Raw genomic sequence first — 17013 nt, 5'->3', positions numbered from 1 at the left:
GCGACAGGACTTCATTGTGCGGGGAGGGGAGGCAAGATGCAAATTTGCGGATTTTGTAGGCCGGGTAAGCGCAGGGTATGAACCGGAAACATGGGTAACACTTTAGACCGGATACATGGGTAACAGTTATAACTGGCATAGAAGAGGAGACTCGCTATGCCCTGGACTGAGACCCGACCTATGCAACGCCTTGATTTTATCCGTGCCTGCCATGCAGGTACGGACTCCTTCTCCGCGCTTTGCCGTCTTTTTGGCATCAGCCGTAAAACCGGCTATAAATGGCTTCAGCGTTTTGACCCTTCTGACCTGTCATCTCTCTCGGACCGGTCGCGTGCGCCACGCTCCCACTCCCGGACGGTTCCTGATGATATCGCCGGACACCTGACTGCCCTGCGTCAAAAACACCCTGACTGGGGGCCAAAAAAACTGCGGATGTGGTTGCTCAATCATCACGTCGATTTTACCGTACCTGCCGCCAGCACTATCGGCGATATCCTCAAGCGCGAAGGCCTGGTTCCGGATAAAAAACGAAAACGCAGAACACCAGGCAATCGCCAGCCCCTGACCATCATCAGTGAGAACAATCAGGTCTGGAGCGCTGATTTTAAAGGCAAGTTCAGGCTGCTCAGCAGAGAGTACTGCCATCCTTTCACCCTGACCGATAATCACAGCCGGTATCTGCTCAGCTGCCGGGGAACACACCGTGAGAGTGAACCCTTTGTCAGAGAGTGCCTGACGGATGCGTTCCTGGAATATGGTCTGCCGGAAGTGCTTAGAACCGATAACGGCCAGCCCTTCGCGGGAACAGGAATAGCCGGATTAAGTCGTCTTGCCGTCTGGCTAATCAAGCTGGGCATCAGGCCGGAGCGTATCAGAAAGGGGCATCCGGAAGAAAATGGCCGCCATGAGCGAATGCACCGCTCCCTGAAAAGTGCGGTGAAACAGGGCAACACCTTCATGACGATGGAAGAACAACAGCGGTGGTTCAGTGACTACCGGAAAGAATTTAACTACGAAAGGCCGCATGAAGCACTGGCGGGAGCAACGCCCGGAACGGTATGGCAACCCTCAAACCGACACTGGGATGGCCGTGTTCCTGAATATGCTTATCCGGAAGGAGGTACAGTCTACAGGGTGAAATCGAGGGGGACCCTCTATATGGGAAAAAAGGGTACGGTGTTCCTGAGTGAAGCACTGACTGGGGAGTACATCATGCTGGAAGAACAAGATGATGGCCTTGAGGCCATCATCTTTAATGGGATAACGCTTGCGTACTACGACCGAAAAACCCAGAGTGTGCTCCGGATAGACTAAAAGTGTTACCTATGTTCCCGGTCTGATCTGTCACCTATGTATCCGGTCATACAGCAGCGCTACCCGGCAGAATGGCTACGTTACTGATGATAACCTGAGAGGAATCGCCCGAAGCGGCTGATAGCCATTTCGAGATCGTCCTCGCGCGGCAGCGTCACGATACGCACATGGTCCGGCCACGGCCAGTTAAATGCCGTCCCCTGAACCAGCAGCACTTTTTCCTGCAACAGGAAATCGAGCACCATCTTCTGATCGTCGTGAATATTGAAGCGCTTCGCGTCGATTTTCGGGAACATATAGAGAGCCCCATTTGGCTTCACGCAGGAGACGCCCGGGATATCGTTGATCAGCTCCCACGCGCGGTTACGCTGTTCGTACAGGCGGCCTCCAGGGACGATAAACTCGCTGATGCTCTGATAGCCACCGAGCGCGGTCTGGATTGCATGTTGTGCCGGCACGTTGGCGCAAAGACGCATAGACGCCAGCATTTCCAGCCCTTCAATATAGCCTTTGGCGTGCTTTTTCGGGCCGTTGAGTACCATCCAGCCCTGGCGGAAACCGGCCACACGGTAGGTTTTAGACAGGCCGTTAAAGGTAACGGTCAACAGGTCCGGGGCCAGCGCGGCAATGGAGTGGTGTTGCGCCGCGTCATAGAGGATCTTGTCGTAAATTTCGTCGGCAAAAATGATCAGGTTGTGCTGGCGGGCGATCTCAACGATCTCCATCAACAGCTCTTTTGAGTAGACCGCGCCCGTCGGGTTGTTCGGGTTGATAATTACGATGCCGCGCGTGCGAGGGGTAATCTTCGCGCGAATATCATCCAGATCCGGGAACCAGTCAGAGGATTCGTCGCAAAGATAATGGACAGCTTTACCGCTGGACAGTGATACGGCAGCCGTCCACAGCGGATAGTCTGGCGCGGGAACCAGCATTTCGTCACCGCTGTTCAGCAGCGCCTGCATGGCCTGGACGATCAGTTCAGAGACACCGTTGCCAATGTAGATATCTTCTACGGTAACGTCACGCATGCCGCGAGCCTGGTAGTGCTGCATAATGGCTTTACGTGCGGAATAAAGTCCTTTTGAGTCGCAATAGCCTTGCGCTGTGGGCAGGTTGCGGATCACATCAACCAGAATCTCATCCGGCGCTTCAAAACCAAATGGCGCAGGGTTACCAATGTTGAGCTTCAGAACCTTATTGCCTTCTTCCTCAAGGCGTTTTGCCTCTTTCAGAACCGGGCCACGGATGTCATAACAGACGTTATCTAGCTTGCTGGATTTTTCGATAGGGGACATGAACCTTTAACCTTTTCGCTATTATTGCCACTCCCTGCCGTGGAAGTCAGCACGGAATAATGTACTCCCCCCACGCTTCGTTTTGAAGGGTGTGCAGTAGAAGATTTTGTGCATGTTGTGAAATTCTGGTGAATCTTTTTTGCTGTTTGTTGACGCTTTTACTGTCGTAACGTAAGGTCAAATGCGTTTGTTAAGGGTGATTGTGCTGAAAATCATTGTAAAAAATGGATATTATCCCGGTGTAAAATAAATGACCCGTAGAGGAGAGACGGAAGTCACGCTGCGTGACTTTTCGTAAAACCTGAGTGTTGAAAAAATCTTGCAGTAATACCCTGCAGCGGCTAAAAGTTACTCATGTGAAAATAATGTTAAGTGTTATTAATGAATGACCTTAATCGAAATTAAAATTTATTTATTATTAACCAACAAAATGCAACTTTAGTTAATTTTAATAAAATTAGTTGAGAAGCTTAACAAAGCGCTTTACTCCTTAATATTGCAATAAGACTTATAAATAAAGTGGATTTGGGTTAAGATGTCTTTAGGTAAAGCAGATGAAAGATACCCAAATGTTGTATATCTGAAACTGGTTTTCCGATTTAATTGATTGTTATTGTTAGAGTTATCTCTGGCTGGAATGTGTAAAACATCTCCTGCTACGTTGACAGCGCTGCGATAAAGATGGCAGAAAAGGTGTCACGCCTTTAATGTAATTTACATAAACCTGCGAACATCTAAATATCCTGAACGTTTAAGAGAATAAAAATATCGTCATGAAACGTGCTTTCTGACTGTTGATATAAAGCAGCACAATAACTATCTGTCAGGCAGTCTGCCGGGCCGGGATGCGAGGGAAAATCTTCAGAGGGAATTGCTTAACTGTTACACACACAGCTTCAACCCGGGCAGCTCCGCACGAGCAACCTGAAAGTGAATAGATATGATAAATGCAAATCGTCCGATAATGAATCTCGACCTCGATCTGCTGAGAACGTTTGTTGCGGTCGCCGATCTCAACACTTTTGCAGCAGCTGCTGCCGCCGTCTGCCGAACTCAGTCCGCCGTTAGCCAGCAAATGCAGCGGCTGGAGCAACTGGTCGGTAAAGAGCTTTTTGCCCGTCACGGACGCAATAAGCTCTTAACGGAACACGGTATTCAGCTACTGGGTTATGCCAGGAAAATTCTTCGCTTTAATGATGAAGCATGTATGTCACTTATGTTTAGCAACCTTCAGGGGGTGTTAACCTTAGGGGCATCTGATGAGTCAGCGGATACGATATTACCGTTTCTTCTCAACCGAATTAGTTCGGTTTATCCGAAACTTGCGCTGGATGTGAGCGTCAAGCGCAATGCTTTTATGGTTGAGATGTTAAATGAGAATAAGGTCGATCTGGTGGTCACCACGCATCGTCCCGGGCAGTTTGATTGCCTGACGTTGCGCAGATCGCCAACGCACTGGTATTGCGCGGCTGAATATGTGTTGCAAAAAGGGGAGCCCGTTCCACTGGTTTTACTGGACGATCCGAGCCCTTTCCGCGATATGGTGCTGACGGCATTAAATGAAGCCAATATTCCATGGCGTCTGGCGTATGTAGCGTCCACGCTGCCTGCGGTGCGTGCCGCCGTCAAAGCAGGACTTGGCGTAACGGCCCGTCCGGTGGAGATGATGAGCCCTGACCTGCGCGTTCTCGGTAAATCTGATGGTCTTCCTGCGCTGCCAGATACTGAGTATCTGCTTTGCCATAATGCGTCCAGTCATAACGAGCTGGCGAAAGTGGTGTTCGAGGCGATGGAAAACTACCATAACCCGTGGCAGTACGAGCATGTTACCTCCGAAGGAGGGGATGATTCCCTGATCGTTGAAGGTGACTTTGAGTGATCAAACGCTCAAAATTCTGGTAACAAAATGTAAGTGTAAAAAAAAGCCACTCGTGTCGTTTTCGCACGCAGTGGCTTTTTTTTGTCAAAATTATCCCTGTTTGACGAAGGGGCTTCATAAATAGGCTCTATTTATCAATGCCATAAATGCTTTTGCTTAAATTCTGTTCGTTTTAAGTTCTAACTTCATCCATAACCTAACGATGTTAAAAAAACAGCAAATATGTTGCTGGTTTTTTGGTTGAATTAACAAAAGCGTGTCTCAGATCAAGAAAATACTCCTATTTGGGGGGAGGAATCGTTGGCAAATCCTGTCAAAATAGGAGGGTTATTTTTTTTACTTCCAAAACGGACACGATTCAACAACCTGCATTTGACGGAAAGTCATGTACCCACCAGGGTTAAAGGGCACCAAATGTTAATGAGAATCGCTCGATGTAATTTAATGTGAAGAAACCTTTGTTAAAGTTGACAAAAGGTTATAGAAAGGAGTAAAAAACCCCATCATTTTGCTGTCTACGTCTCATTTCAGACAGTTAGTGTAAGGTTATTTGTTCCTCCCCATGAATCGATGTGATGCCTATCTGCCAGCAAGAGCAGTGTCGTCGGTATCACTTTTGATGAGTAAGCAATGAGTATGTCAACATCCACAGAAGTCATCGCTCATCACTGGGCATTCGCAATCTTTCTTATTGTAGCCATTGGCCTGTGCTGCCTGATGTTAGTCGGCGGCTGGTTCCTGGGCGGTCGCGCCCGTGCAAGGCACAAAAACACACCTTTCGAATCAGGTATTGATTCAGTAGGTTCCGCTCGCTTACGCCTGTCTGCCAAGTTCTATCTGGTAGCGATGTTCTTCGTCATCTTCGACGTGGAAGCGCTCTACCTGTTCGCATGGTCGACCTCCATCCGCGAAAGTGGTTGGGTGGGCTTTGTCGAGGCCGCAATTTTCATTTTAGTGTTACTGGCCGGTCTGGTTTATCTGGTGCGTATTGGCGCGCTTGACTGGACGCCTGCGCGTTCACGTCGTGAACACATCAACCCGGAAAACAGTATCTCTAATCGTCAGCAGTAACAGCGAGGCAATAAGATGGATTATACGCTCACCCGCATAGATCCTAACGGTGAGAATGACCGTTACCCCCTGCAAAAACAGGAGATCGTAACCGACCCCCTGGAGCAAGAAGTCAACAAAAGCGTGTACATGGGCAAACTCGAACATGCCATGCACGATATGGTCAACTGGGGTCGTAAGAACTCTATCTGGCCCTACAACTTTGGCCTTTCTTGCTGCTACGTTGAAATGGTGACGTCATTCACTGCGGTGCATGACGTTGCGCGTTTTGGCGCCGAGGTACTGCGTGCATCCCCGCGTCAGGCTGACCTGATGGTGGTAGCCGGTACCTGCTTTACCAAGATGGCACCTGTTATTCAGCGTCTTTATGACCAGATGCTGGAGCCAAAATGGGTTATTTCCATGGGCGCATGTGCAAACTCTGGCGGCATGTACGACATTTATTCCGTTGTGCAGGGCGTTGATAAGTTCATTCCGGTGGATGTTTACATCCCGGGCTGCCCGCCGCGTCCAGAAGCCTATATGCAGGCGCTGATGCTGCTGCAGGAGTCTATCGGTAAAGAGCGTCGTCCGCTTTCATGGGTTGTTGGCGATCAGGGTGTCTACCGCGCGAACATGCAATCTGAGCGCGAGCGTAAACGTGGTGAACGTATTGCCGTCACCAACCTGCGTACGCCTGACGAAATTTAATTTGCGCCTGTGGGCCTGGAGAACACCTTCGCATATCACTACTCAAATAGCGCGAAGCCAGGCTTAACAGTCACCACGGACCATTTGCAATGGTGAACAATATGACCGACTTAACCGCGCAAGAAGCCGCATGGCAGACACGGGATCATCTGGATGACCCCGTCATTGGCGAACTGCGCAACCGTTTTGGGCCGGATGCCTTTACCGTTCAGGCGACCCGCACCGGGGTACCCGTTGTTTGGGTGAAGCGTGAACAATTACTGGAAGTGGTCGATTTCCTCAAGAAATTGCCAAAACCTTACGTCATGCTGTTTGACTTACACGGCATGGATGAGCGTCTGCGTACTCACCGCCAGGGTCTCCCTGCTGCGGATTTTTCCGTTTTCTACCACCTGATCTCAATAGACCGCAACACGGATATCATGCTCAAGGTGGCATTGTCTGAAAACGACATGCATCTGCCGACGATCACCAAACTTTTCCCGAACGCGAACTGGTATGAGCGTGAAACCTGGGAAATGTTCGGCATGACCTTCGACGGCCACCCACATCTGACGCGCATCATGATGCCGCAGACCTGGACCGGCCACCCGCTGCGTAAAGACTACCCGGCACGTGCAACCGAATTCGACCCGTTTGAGCTGACCAAAGCCAAGCAGGATCTGGAGATGGAAGCACTGACCTTCAAGCCGGAAGACTGGGGCATGAAGCGCGGTACCGAAAACGAGGACTTCATGTTCCTCAACCTCGGTCCGAACCACCCGTCTGCGCACGGTGCATTCCGTATTATTCTTCAGCTTGATGGCGAAGAGATTGTCGACTGCGTTCCTGACATCGGTTACCACCACCGTGGTGCTGAGAAGATGGGCGAGCGTCAGTCCTGGCACAGCTACATTCCGTATACCGACCGTATCGAGTACCTCGGCGGTTGCGTCAACGAAATGCCTTACGTGCTGGCCGTTGAGAAACTGGCGGGTATCGTTACGCCGGATCGCGTTAACGTGATTCGCGTAATGCTGTCAGAACTGTTCCGTATTAACAGCCACCTGCTGTACATCTCCACGTTCATTCAGGACGTCGGCGCGATGACCCCGGTCTTCTTCGCCTTTACCGATCGTCAGAAAATCTACGATCTGGTGGAAGCGATTACCGGTTTCCGTATGCACCCGGCCTGGTTCCGTATCGGCGGTGTGGCACACGATCTGCCGCGCGGCTGGGATCGTCTGCTGCGTGAATTCCTCGACTGGATGCCGAAACGTCTGGCCTCTTACGAGAAAGCCGCACTGCGCAACACCATCCTGAAAGGCCGTTCCCAGGGCGTTGCTGCCTACGGCGCAAAAGAAGCGCTGGAGTGGGGGACGACAGGTGCAGGTCTGCGTGCGACCGGTATTGATTTCGACGTGCGTAAAGCCCGTCCTTACTCTGGCTATGAGAACTTCGACTTTGAAGTCCCGGTGGGCGGCGGTGTTTCCGACTGCTACACCCGCGTGATGCTGAAAGTGGAAGAACTGCGCCAGAGTCTGCGCATCCTTGAGCAGTGCCTCAACAATATGCCGGAAGGCCCGTTCAAAGCGGATCACCCGCTGACCACGCCGCCACCGAAAGAGCGCACGCTGCAACATATCGAAACCCTGATCACTCACTTCCTGCAGGTTTCCTGGGGCCCGGTCATGCCGGCGCAAGAATCCTTCCAGATGATTGAAGCGACCAAGGGTATTAACAGTTACTACCTGACCAGTGACGGCAGCACCATGAGCTACCGTACCCGCGTGCGTACGCCGAGCTTTGCGCACCTGCAGCAGATCCCGTCCGCCATTCGCGGCAGTCTGGTCTCCGACCTGATTGTGTATCTGGGTAGTATCGATTTTGTTATGTCAGATGTGGACCGCTAATTATGCACGAGAATCAACAACCACAAACCGAGGCTTTTGAGCTGAGTGACGCAGAGCGTGCCGCCATTGAGCACGAGATGCACCACTACGAAGACCCGCGTGCGGCGTCCATTGAAGCGCTGAAAATCGTACAGAAACAGCGTGGTTGGGTGCCGGATGGGGCGATCTACGCGATCGCAAAAGTGCTGGGTATTCCGGCCAGTGACGTAGAAGGCGTAGCCACGTTCTACAGCCAGATCTTCCGTCAGCCGGTGGGCCGCCATGTGATCCGCTACTGTGACAGCGTGGTCTGCCACATTACCGGTTATCAGGGCATTCAGGCTGCCATTGAGAAGAAACTCAATATCAAGCCGGGCCAGACCACGTTCGATGGTCGCTTTACTCTGCTGCCAACCTGCTGCCTGGGTAACTGCGACAAGGGGCCGACCATGATGATTGATGAGGATACTCACAGCCATCTGACGCCGGAAGCGATTCCTGACCTGCTGGAGCAGTACAAATGAAAACTGTAATTCGTACTGCTGAGACGCATCCGCTGACCTGGCGTCTGCGTGATGACAAACAGCCGGTATGGCTTGACGAATACCAGAGCAAAAACGGCTATGCCGGTGCGCGTAAAGCCCTTGGCGGCATGGCGCCGGACGACATCGTTAACGCGGTGAAAGACTCTGGCCTGAAAGGTCGCGGCGGTGCGGGCTTCTCCACCGGTCTGAAGTGGAGCCTGATGCCGAAAGACGAATCCATGAACATCCGTTACCTGCTGTGTAACGCTGATGAAATGGAGCCGGGCACCTATAAAGACCGCCTGCTGATGGAACAGCTGCCGCACCTGCTGGTGGAAGGCATGCTGATCTCCGCGTTTGCGCTGAAAGCCTACCGTGGCTACATCTTCCTGCGCGGTGAGTACATCGAAGCGGCGGAAAACCTGCGTCGTGCGATTGCCGAAGCCACCGAAGCCGGTCTGCTGGGTAAAAACATCCTGGGCACGGGTTTTGACTTCGAACTGTTTGTGCACACCGGTGCAGGGCGTTATATCTGCGGTGAAGAGACCGCGCTGATTAACTCCCTGGAAGGCCGCCGCGCGAACCCGCGTTCCAAGCCACCGTTCCCGGCAAGCTCCGGCGTATGGGGTAAACCGACCTGCGTCAATAACGTTGAAACCCTGTGTAACGTTCCGGCTATCCTCGCCAACGGCGTGGAGTGGTATCAGGGCATCTCTTCAAGTAAGGATGCCGGTACCAAGCTGATGGGCTTCTCCGGTCGCGTGAAAAACCCGGGTGTCTGGGAACTGCCGTTCGGTACCACCGCACGCGAAATTCTTGAAGACTACGCGGGCGGCATGCGTGATGGCCTGAAATTCAAAGCCTGGCAGCCAGGTGGTGCAGGGACAGACTTCCTGACCGAAGCCCATCTTGACCTGCCAATGGAATTCGAAAGCATTGGTAAAGCAGGCAGCCGTCTGGGTACGGCGCTGGCGATGGCCGTCGACCACGAGATCGGCATGGTTTCGCTGGTGCGTAACCTGGAAGAGTTCTTTGCCCGCGAGTCCTGCGGCTGGTGTACACCTTGCCGTGACGGACTGCCGTGGAGCGTGAAGATCCTGCGTGCTATCGAACGCGGCGAAGGTCAGCCGGGCGATATCGAGACACTTGAGCAACTGTGTCGATTCCTTGGCCCGGGTAAAACCTTCTGTGCCCACGCACCGGGTGCCGTCGAGCCGCTGCAGAGCGCGATTAAATATTTCCGCGACGAATTCGAAGCAGGCATCAAGCAGCCGTTCAGCAATACCCATTCTATCAATGGGATTCAGCCGAACCTGCTGAAAGCACGCTGGTAAAGACAGAATTTTGATTAACGCTCGGTTACGACCGAGCCAACTGGAAGCATGCTAATGGCTACGATTCATGTAGACGGCAAAGAATACGAAGTCAACGGGGCGGACAACCTTCTGGAAGCTTGTCTGTCTCTTGGCCTCGATATTCCGTACTTTTGCTGGCATCCGGCGCTGGGCAGCGTCGGTGCTTGCCGCCAGTGTGCGGTGAAGCAATATCAAAACGCGGAAGACACGCGTGGTCGCCTGGTGATGTCCTGTATGACGCCAGCCACCGAAGGCACCTTTATTTCGATTGATGACGAAGAAGCCAAACAGTTCCGCGAAAGCGTGGTGGAATGGTTGATGACCAACCACCCGCACGACTGTCCGGTCTGTGAAGAGGGCGGTAACTGCCACCTTCAGGATATGACCGTAATGACCGGTCACAGCTTCCGTCGCTATCGCTTTACTAAACGTACCCACCGTAACCAGGATCTGGGGCCGTTCATCTCTCACGAAATGAACCGCTGCATCGCCTGCTACCGCTGCGTGCGTTACTACAAAGACTACGCAGACGGTCAGGATCTGGGCGTGTATGGCGCGCATGACAACGTCTACTTCGGTCGCCCGGAAGACGGAACGCTGGAAAGCGAGTTCTCCGGTAACCTGGTAGAAATCTGCCCGACCGGCGTATTCACGGATAAAACCCACTCCGAGCGTTACAACCGTAAATGGGACATGCAGTTTGCGCCTAGCATCTGCCAGCAGTGTTCCCTCGGCTGTAACACCAGCCCGGGTGAGCGTTACGGCGAACTGCGTCGTATCGAAAACCGTTACAACGGTACCGTTAACCACTACTTCCTGTGCGACCGCGGTCGTTTCGGCTATGGCTATGTGAACCTGAAAGACCGTCCGCGTCAGCCGGTTCAGCGCCGTGGTGACGACTTCATTACCCTGAACGCTGAGCAGGCGATGCAGGGCGCGGCAGATATTCTGCGTCAGTCTAAGAAAGTGATCGGTATCGGTTCCCCGCGCGCCAGCATCGAAAGCAACTTCGCGCTGCGTGAGCTGGTTGGGGCTGAGAACTTCTATACCGGCATCGCCGAGGGCGAGCAGGAACGTCTGCAGCTGGTTCTGAAAGTGCTGCGTGAAGGCGGTATTCATACCCCTGCGCTGCGCGAAATTGAATCCTACGATGCGGTTCTGGTGCTGGGTGAAGACCTGACGCAGACCGGCGCACGCGCGGCTCTGGCGGTTCGTCAGGCGGTGAAAGGAAAAGCACGTGAAATGGCTGCGGCGCAGAAAGTGGCTGACTGGCAGATTGCGGCGATCCTGAACATCGGTCAGCGTGCGAAGCATCCTCTGTTTGTGACCAACGTCGACAATACCCGTCTGGACGATATCGCTGCGTGGACCTACTGCGCGCCGGTTGAAGATCAGGCACGCCTTGGCTTTGCCATCGCCCACGCGCTGGACAACAACTCTCCCGCCGTTGAACTGGATCGCGATCTGCAAAACAAGGTTGACGTGATTGTTCAGGCTTTGGCTGGTGCGAAGAAACCGCTGATTATTTCCGGTACCAACGCCGGTAGCGCGGAGATCATTCAGGCGGCAGCTAACGTGGCTAAAGCGCTGAAAGGCCGTGGTGCAGATGTTGGTGTGACCATGATTGCCCGTGCGGTGAACAGCATTGGTCTGGGTATGATTGGCGGCGGCTCGCTGGAAGCGGCGTTAAGCGAACTGGAGTCTGGTTCTGCGGATGCCGTTGTGGTGCTGGAAAATGACCTGCATCGCCATGCTTCTGCCGCTCGCGTTGACGCCGCGCTCTCCAAAGCGCCGCTGGTCATGGTCATCGACCATCAGCGCACCGCGATCATGGACAAAGCACACCTGGTGCTCTCTGCGGCAAGCTTCGCAGAAAGTGACGGTACCGTTATCAACAACGAAGGTCGCGCACAGCGTTTCTTCCAGGTCTATGATCCGGCGTACTACGACAGCAACACCGTGATGCTGGAAAGCTGGCGCTGGCTGCACTCTCTGCACAGCACCGTACAGAGCCGTGAAGTGGACTGGACGCAGCTTGACCACGTTATCGACGCGGTGGTGGAAAAACTGCCTCAGCTGGCGGGCATTAAAGATGCAGCCCCTGAAGCAAGCTTCCGTATTCGCGGCCAGAAACTGGCACGTGAACCGCACCGCTACAGTGGCCGCACCGCAATGCGTGCCAACATCAGCGTACACGAACCGCGTCAGCCGCAGGATAAAGACACCATGTTCGCCTTCTCAATGGAAGGGAACAACCAGCCGTCTGCGCCGCGTTCGCAAATCCCGTTCGCATGGGCTCCGGGCTGGAACTCTCCGCAGGCGTGGAACAAGTTCCAGGCTGAAGTGGGCGGTTCCCTGCGCCACGGCGATCCGGGCGTGCGTCTGATTGAAGCGTCTGAAACCGGTCTGGATTTCTTCACGACCGTGCCAGCAAGCTTCCAGGCCCAGGACGGTAGCTGGCGTATTGCGCCGTACTACCATCTGTTCGGTAGCGACGAGCTGTCCCAGCGTTCACCTGTCTTCCAGACCCGTATGCCGCAGCCGTACATCAAGCTCAACCCGGCGGATGCCGCAAAGCTTGGCGTTAACGCGGGTGCGAACATTGCCTTTAGCTATGACGGCCAGACCATCAGCCTGCCGCTGATTATCTCTGAAAGTCTGACAGCAGGGCAGGTGGGTCTGCCGATGGGTATGCCAGGCATCGCGCCGGTTCTGGCGGGTGCGCGTCTTGATAATCTGCAGGAGGCAAAAGCATGAGTTGGTTAACGCCGGATCTTATCGACATCCTGCTGAGCATTCTGAAAGCGATTGTTATCCTGCTGGTGGTGGTCACCTGCGGCGCGTTCATGAGCTTCGGTGAACGTCGTCTGCTCGGTCTGTTCCAGAACCGTTACGGACCGAACCGCGTGGGCTGGGGTGGTTCACTCCAGCTGGTCGCGGACATGATCAAGATGTTCTTTAAAGAGGACTGGATCCCGCGCTTCTCGGACCGCGTGATCTTTACGCTGGCGCCGATGATCGCCTTCACCTCGCTGCTGCTGGCATTTGCTATCGTTCCCGTTAGCCCGACCTGGGTGGTCGCTGACCTGAACATCGGCATTCTGTTCTTCCTGATGATGGCAGGCCTCGCGGTTTACGCGGTCCTGTTCGCAGGCTGGTCCAGTAACAACAAATACTCGCTGCTGGGTGCGATGCGTGCTTCCGCGCAGACGCTGAGCTACGAAGTGTTCCTGGGACTCTCCCTGATGGGCGTGGTGGCGCAGGCCGGTTCATTCAACATGACCGACATCGTCAACAACCAGGCTGACATCTGGAACGTTATCCCGCAGTTCTTTGGTTTTATTACCTTTGCTATCGCGGGCGTGGCAGTGTGTCACCGTCACCCGTTTGACCAGCCAGAAGCCGAACAGGAACTGGCCGACGGTTACCACATCGAATATTCCGGTATGAAGTTCGGTCTGTTCTTCGTGGGCGAGTACATCGGTATCGTCACCATTTCCGCGTTGATGGTAACGCTGTTCTTTGGTGGCTGGCATGGCCCGTTCTTACCGCCGTTCATCTGGTTCGCGCTGAAAACCGCGTTCTTCATGATGATGTTCATTTTGATTCGCGCAGCGTTACCGCGTCCACGTTATGACCAGGTAATGTCCTTCGGCTGGAAAGTGTGCCTGCCGCTGACGCTCGTCAACTTGTTGGTAACGGCAGCTGTCATTCTCTGGCAGCAGCCATAAGGGGCTATAGACCATGACCTTAAAAGAATTACTGGTAGGCTTCGGTACCCAGGTACGCAGTATCTGGATGATCGGCCTGCACGCGTTTGCCAAACGCGAAACCCGGATGTACCCGGAAGAGCCGGTATATCTGCCGCCGCGCTACCGTGGCCGTATCGTGCTGACGCGCGACCCGGACGGTTCCGAGCGCTGCGTTGCCTGTAACCTGTGTGCGGTAGCATGTCCGGTCGGCTGTATTTCTCTGCAGAAAGCAGAGACGGTAGATGGCCGCTGGTACCCTGAGTTCTTCCGCATCAACTTCTCACGCTGCATTTTCTGCGGTCTGTGTGAAGAAGCGTGCCCAACCACGGCGATTCAGCTGACTCCAGACTTCGAGCTGGGTGAGTACAAGCGTCAGGACCTGGTGTACGAGAAAGAGGATCTGCTGATTTCCGGTCCGGGCAAATACCCGGAATATAACTTCTACCGGATGGCGGGTATGGCAATCGACGGCAAAGATAAGGGCGAAGCAGAGAACGAAGCTAAGCCTATCGACGTCAAGAGCCTGTTACCGTAAGGAGAGGGCAATGGAATTCGCTTTTTATATCTGTGGCCTTATCGCCATCCTGGCTACGCTACGAGTGATTACGCACACCAATCCGGTGCATGCGCTGCTGTACTTAATCATCTCGCTGCTGGCTATCTCCGGGGTGTTCTTCGCACTGGGCGCGCACTTCGCCGGTGCGCTGGAAATCATCGTCTACGCCGGGGCCATTATGGTGCTGTTCGTGTTCGTGGTGATGATGCTGAACCTGGGCGGCTCTGAAATTGAGCAGGAACGTCAGTGGTTAAAACCGCAGGTGTGGATTGGCCCGGCAATTTTGTCGGCCATCATGCTGGTGGTGATTGTTTACGCCATTCTGGGCGTGAACGATCAGGGCATCGACGGCACGCCGATCGGCGCTAAAGAGGTGGGTATCACGCTCTTTGGCCCATACGTTCTGGCGGTGGAACTGGCCTCTATGCTGCTGCTGGCAGGCCTGGTGGTTGCTTTCCACGTTGGTCGCGAAGAGCGTGCTGGCGAGGTGCTGAGCAACCGCACTGACGACCGCGCGAAAAGAAAAACGGAGGAGCGCGCATGATCCCCTTAACACATGGACTGATCCTCGCTGCGATTTTATTCGTTCTGGGTCTGACCGGTCTGGTTATCCGCCGCAATCTGCTATTTATGCTGATCGGTCTGGAAATCATGATTAACGCCTCCGCGCTGGCCTTCGTGGTCGCCGGAAGCTACTGGGGCCAGACCGATGGTCAGGTGATGTACATTCTCGCCATCAGCCTCGCGGCTGCCGAAGCGAGTATTGGCCTGGCGCTGTTGCTGCAGCTCCATCGTCGCCGCCAGAATCTGAACATCGATTCAGTAAGTGAGTTGCGTGGATGAACATGCTTGCCTTAACCATTATTTTTCCGCTGATTGGCTTCGTGCTGCTGGCGTTTTCTCGCGGCCGCTGGTCTGAGAATCTGTCTGCGACCGTGGGCATTGGCTCAATCGGTCTGGCTGCGCTGGTCACAGCGTATGCGGGGATCGACTTCTTTAACAACGGACGTCAGCCTTTCAGCGTGCCGCTGTGGACCTGGATGTCGGTCGGTGATTTCAACATCGGCTTCAACCTGGTGCTGGACGGCCTCTCGCTGACCATGCTCTCCGTGGTCACCGGCGTTGGCTTCCTGATCCACATGTTCGCCTCCTGGTATATGCGCGGTGAAGAGGGTTACTCCCGCTTCTTCGCCTACACCAACCTGTTTATCGCCAGCATGGTGGTTCTGGTGCTGGCCGATAACCTGCTGCTGATGTATCTGGGCTGGGAAGGCGTGGGTCTGTGTTCTTACCTGCTGATTGGCTTCTACTACACCGATCCGAAGAATGGCGCAGCGGCCATGAAAGCGTTCGTCGTGACCCGCGTGGGTGACGTCTTCCTCGCTTTCGCGCTGTTCATTCTTTACAACGAACTGGGCACGCTGAACTTCCGCGAAATGGTTGAACTGGCGCCAGCGCACTTCGCAGCAGGCAACAACATGCTGTGGTGGGCAACGCTGATGCTGCTGGGTGGCGCTGTGGGTAAATCCGCACAGCTGCCGTTGCAGACATGGCTGGCCGACGCGATGGCGGGTCCAACCCCTGTCTCCGCGCTGATCCACGCCGCGACCATGGTCACCGCCGGTGTCTACCTGATTGCGCGTACCCATGGCCTGTTCCTGATGACCCCGGAAATTCTGCATCTGGTGGGTATCGTCGGTGCGGTCACGCTGGTGCTGGCAGGCTTTGCTGCGCTGGTACAGACCGACATCAAACGCGTTCTCGCGTACTCCACCATGAGCCAGATTGGTTATATGTTCCTGGCGCTGGGCGTTCAGGCGTGGGACGCGGCCATTTTCCACCTGATGACGCACGCGTTCTTTAAAGCGCTGCTGTTCCTCTCATCCGGTTCGGTGATTCTGGCCTGCCACCACGAGCAGAACATCTTCAAGATGGGCGGACTGCGTAAGTCCATTCCGCTGGTGTATGTCTGCTTCCTGGTGGGCGGCGCGGCGCTGGCGGCACTGCCGCTGATCACCGCGGGCTTCTTCAGTAAGGACGAAATCCTTGCGGGTGCCATGGCGAATGGTCATATCAATCTGATGGTTGCGGGTCTGGTCGGTGCATTCATGACCTCCCTGTATACCTTCCGTATGATTTTCATCGTATTCCACGGTAAAGAACAAATTCACGCTCACGCAGGGAAGGGGATTACCCACCACCTGCCGCTGATTGTGCTGCTGGTACTGTCCACCTTCGTTGGCGCAATGATTGTGCCGCCGCTGCAGGGCGTACTGCCAGACACCACCGAGCTTGAGCACGGTCGCGTTCTGACGCTTGAAATCACCTCCGGTGTAGTCGCTATTGCGGGCATCCTGATTGCGGCATGGCTGTGGCTGGGCAAACGCACGCTGGTAACCGCCGTTGCCAACAGCGCGCCTGGCCGTCTGCTGGGCACCTGGTGGTACAACGCGTGGGGCTTCGACTGGCTGTACGACATGATCTTCGTTAAGCCGTTCCTGGGCATCGCGTGGCTGCTGAAGCGCGACCCACTGAACAGCCTGATGAATATCCCGGCGATCCTCTCCCGCTTTGCAGGTAAAGGCCTGCTGTACAGCGAGAACGGTTACCTGCGCTGGTATGTGGCGTCCATGAGCATCGGTGCGGTTGTCGTGCTGGCGCTGCTGATGGTGTTGCGTTGATCGTTAAGTGAATTTTATTCGAATT

The 17013-nt window shown here is 54.3% G+C and carries 14 protein-coding genes; 13 read left to right on the top strand and 1 reads right to left on the bottom strand.

Annotated elements, in window-relative coordinates:
- The first annotated feature begins 156 nt into the window (after positions 1-156).
- Positions 157-1314 carry a DDE-type integrase/transposase/recombinase gene (locus A4308_RS20165; RefSeq protein ID WP_045282386.1) on the top strand — a complete coding sequence of 386 codons (1158 nt, stop codon included), beginning with the start codon at positions 157-159 and terminating at the stop codon, positions 1312-1314.
- Between the two features lie 80 nt (positions 1315-1394).
- Here A4308_RS20165 and alaA read toward each other — a convergent pair whose 3' ends face one another.
- Positions 1395-2609: an alanine transaminase AlaA gene (gene alaA, locus A4308_RS20160; protein ID WP_003861471.1), complete on the bottom strand. Its 1215-nt coding sequence runs from the start codon at positions 2607-2609 to the stop codon at positions 1395-1397.
- 940 nt (positions 2610-3549) lie between these two features.
- Here alaA and lrhA point away from each other — a divergent pair.
- The 12 genes from lrhA (at position 3550) to nuoL (ending at position 16988) form a co-directional block, all read left to right on the top strand.
- Complete coding sequence (gene lrhA / locus A4308_RS20155; RefSeq protein ID WP_014884638.1) at positions 3550-4488, top strand: transcriptional regulator LrhA; 939 nt, start codon at positions 3550-3552, stop codon at positions 4486-4488.
- A gap of 630 nt (positions 4489-5118) precedes the next feature.
- On the top strand, positions 5119-5559 hold the full coding sequence (gene nuoA, locus A4308_RS20150; protein WP_014171000.1) for an NADH-quinone oxidoreductase subunit NuoA: 441 nt from the start codon (positions 5119-5121) through the stop codon (positions 5557-5559).
- A 15-nt stretch (positions 5560-5574) separates the two neighbouring features.
- Positions 5575-6249, top strand: coding sequence for an NADH-quinone oxidoreductase subunit NuoB (nuoB, locus tag A4308_RS20145; protein ID WP_003861482.1), 675 nt, complete (start codon positions 5575-5577; stop codon positions 6247-6249).
- 89 nt (positions 6250-6338) lie between these two features.
- Entirely contained in the window at positions 6339-8141 is a 1803-nt protein-coding gene (gene nuoC, locus A4308_RS20140; protein WP_014884637.1) for an NADH-quinone oxidoreductase subunit C/D, read from the top strand.
- Positions 8142-8143: 2 nt separating this feature from the next.
- Positions 8144-8644, top strand: coding sequence for an NADH-quinone oxidoreductase subunit NuoE (gene nuoE, locus A4308_RS20135; protein ID WP_014884636.1), 501 nt, complete (start codon positions 8144-8146; stop codon positions 8642-8644).
- Positions 8641-9978, top strand: a complete 1338-nt coding sequence (nuoF, locus tag A4308_RS20130) for an NADH-quinone oxidoreductase subunit NuoF (protein ID WP_006811381.1) — start codon at positions 8641-8643, stop codon at positions 9976-9978. The genes nuoE and nuoF overlap by 4 nt, the downstream gene beginning before the upstream one ends.
- 54 nt (positions 9979-10032) lie before the next feature.
- On the top strand, positions 10033-12756 hold the full coding sequence (nuoG, locus tag A4308_RS20125; protein WP_023330966.1) for an NADH-quinone oxidoreductase subunit NuoG: 2724 nt from the start codon (positions 10033-10035) through the stop codon (positions 12754-12756).
- Positions 12753-13730, top strand: a complete 978-nt coding sequence (gene nuoH, locus A4308_RS20120; protein ID WP_008500211.1) for an NADH-quinone oxidoreductase subunit NuoH — start codon at positions 12753-12755, stop codon at positions 13728-13730. Before nuoG ends, nuoH begins: the two co-directional genes overlap by 4 nt.
- Before the next feature lie 13 nt (positions 13731-13743).
- On the top strand, positions 13744-14286 hold the full coding sequence (gene nuoI / locus A4308_RS20115) for an NADH-quinone oxidoreductase subunit NuoI (RefSeq protein WP_003861491.1): 543 nt from the start codon (positions 13744-13746) through the stop codon (positions 14284-14286).
- 10 nt (positions 14287-14296) lie between these two features.
- Positions 14297-14851: an NADH-quinone oxidoreductase subunit J gene (nuoJ, locus tag A4308_RS20110; RefSeq protein ID WP_008500212.1), complete on the top strand. Its 555-nt coding sequence runs from the start codon at positions 14297-14299 to the stop codon at positions 14849-14851.
- Positions 14848-15150 (top strand): NADH-quinone oxidoreductase subunit NuoK, encoded by a 303-nt coding sequence (gene nuoK, locus A4308_RS20105; protein ID WP_003861496.1) that lies wholly within the window; start codon positions 14848-14850, stop codon positions 15148-15150. Before nuoJ ends, nuoK begins: the two co-directional genes overlap by 4 nt.
- The gene (nuoL, locus tag A4308_RS20100; RefSeq protein WP_014884634.1) at positions 15147-16988 is read left to right on the top strand and encodes an NADH-quinone oxidoreductase subunit L; all 1842 of its coding nucleotides are present in this window, start codon (positions 15147-15149) and stop codon (positions 16986-16988) included. The genes nuoK and nuoL overlap by 4 nt, the downstream gene beginning before the upstream one ends.
- Positions 16989-17013: the final 25 nt, after the last annotated feature.

The sequence above is a fragment of the Enterobacter sp. ODB01 genome, assembly GCF_001623605.1.
Lineage (GTDB): Bacteria > Pseudomonadota > Gammaproteobacteria > Enterobacterales > Enterobacteriaceae > Enterobacter > Enterobacter kobei.
The sequence above is the reverse complement of the archived record's forward strand: the minus strand, read 5'-3'. Positions and strand labels throughout refer to the sequence as shown.

What these genes read in the sequence shown, in the direction of transcription:
- A4308_RS20165 (WP_045282386.1), top strand. Translation starts at nt 157, where the DNA reads ATGCCCTGGACTGAGACCCGACCTATGCAACGCCTTGATTTTATCCGT.
- alaA (WP_003861471.1), bottom strand. Translation starts at nt 2,609, where the DNA reads ATGTCCCCTATCGAAAAATCCAGCAAGCTAGATAACGTCTGTTATGAC.
- lrhA (WP_014884638.1), top strand. Translation starts at nt 3,550, where the DNA reads ATGATAAATGCAAATCGTCCGATAATGAATCTCGACCTCGATCTGCTG.
- nuoA (WP_014171000.1), top strand. Translation starts at nt 5,119, where the DNA reads ATGAGTATGTCAACATCCACAGAAGTCATCGCTCATCACTGGGCATTC.
- nuoB (WP_003861482.1), top strand. Translation starts at nt 5,575, where the DNA reads ATGGATTATACGCTCACCCGCATAGATCCTAACGGTGAGAATGACCGT.
- nuoC (WP_014884637.1), top strand. Translation starts at nt 6,339, where the DNA reads ATGGTGAACAATATGACCGACTTAACCGCGCAAGAAGCCGCATGGCAG.
- nuoE (WP_014884636.1), top strand. Translation starts at nt 8,144, where the DNA reads ATGCACGAGAATCAACAACCACAAACCGAGGCTTTTGAGCTGAGTGAC.
- nuoF (WP_006811381.1), top strand. Translation starts at nt 8,641, where the DNA reads ATGAAAACTGTAATTCGTACTGCTGAGACGCATCCGCTGACCTGGCGT.
- nuoG (WP_023330966.1), top strand. Translation starts at nt 10,033, where the DNA reads ATGGCTACGATTCATGTAGACGGCAAAGAATACGAAGTCAACGGGGCG.
- nuoH (WP_008500211.1), top strand. Translation starts at nt 12,753, where the DNA reads ATGAGTTGGTTAACGCCGGATCTTATCGACATCCTGCTGAGCATTCTG.
- nuoI (WP_003861491.1), top strand. Translation starts at nt 13,744, where the DNA reads ATGACCTTAAAAGAATTACTGGTAGGCTTCGGTACCCAGGTACGCAGT.
- nuoJ (WP_008500212.1), top strand. Translation starts at nt 14,297, where the DNA reads ATGGAATTCGCTTTTTATATCTGTGGCCTTATCGCCATCCTGGCTACG.
- nuoK (WP_003861496.1), top strand. Translation starts at nt 14,848, where the DNA reads ATGATCCCCTTAACACATGGACTGATCCTCGCTGCGATTTTATTCGTT.
- nuoL (WP_014884634.1), top strand. Translation starts at nt 15,147, where the DNA reads ATGAACATGCTTGCCTTAACCATTATTTTTCCGCTGATTGGCTTCGTG.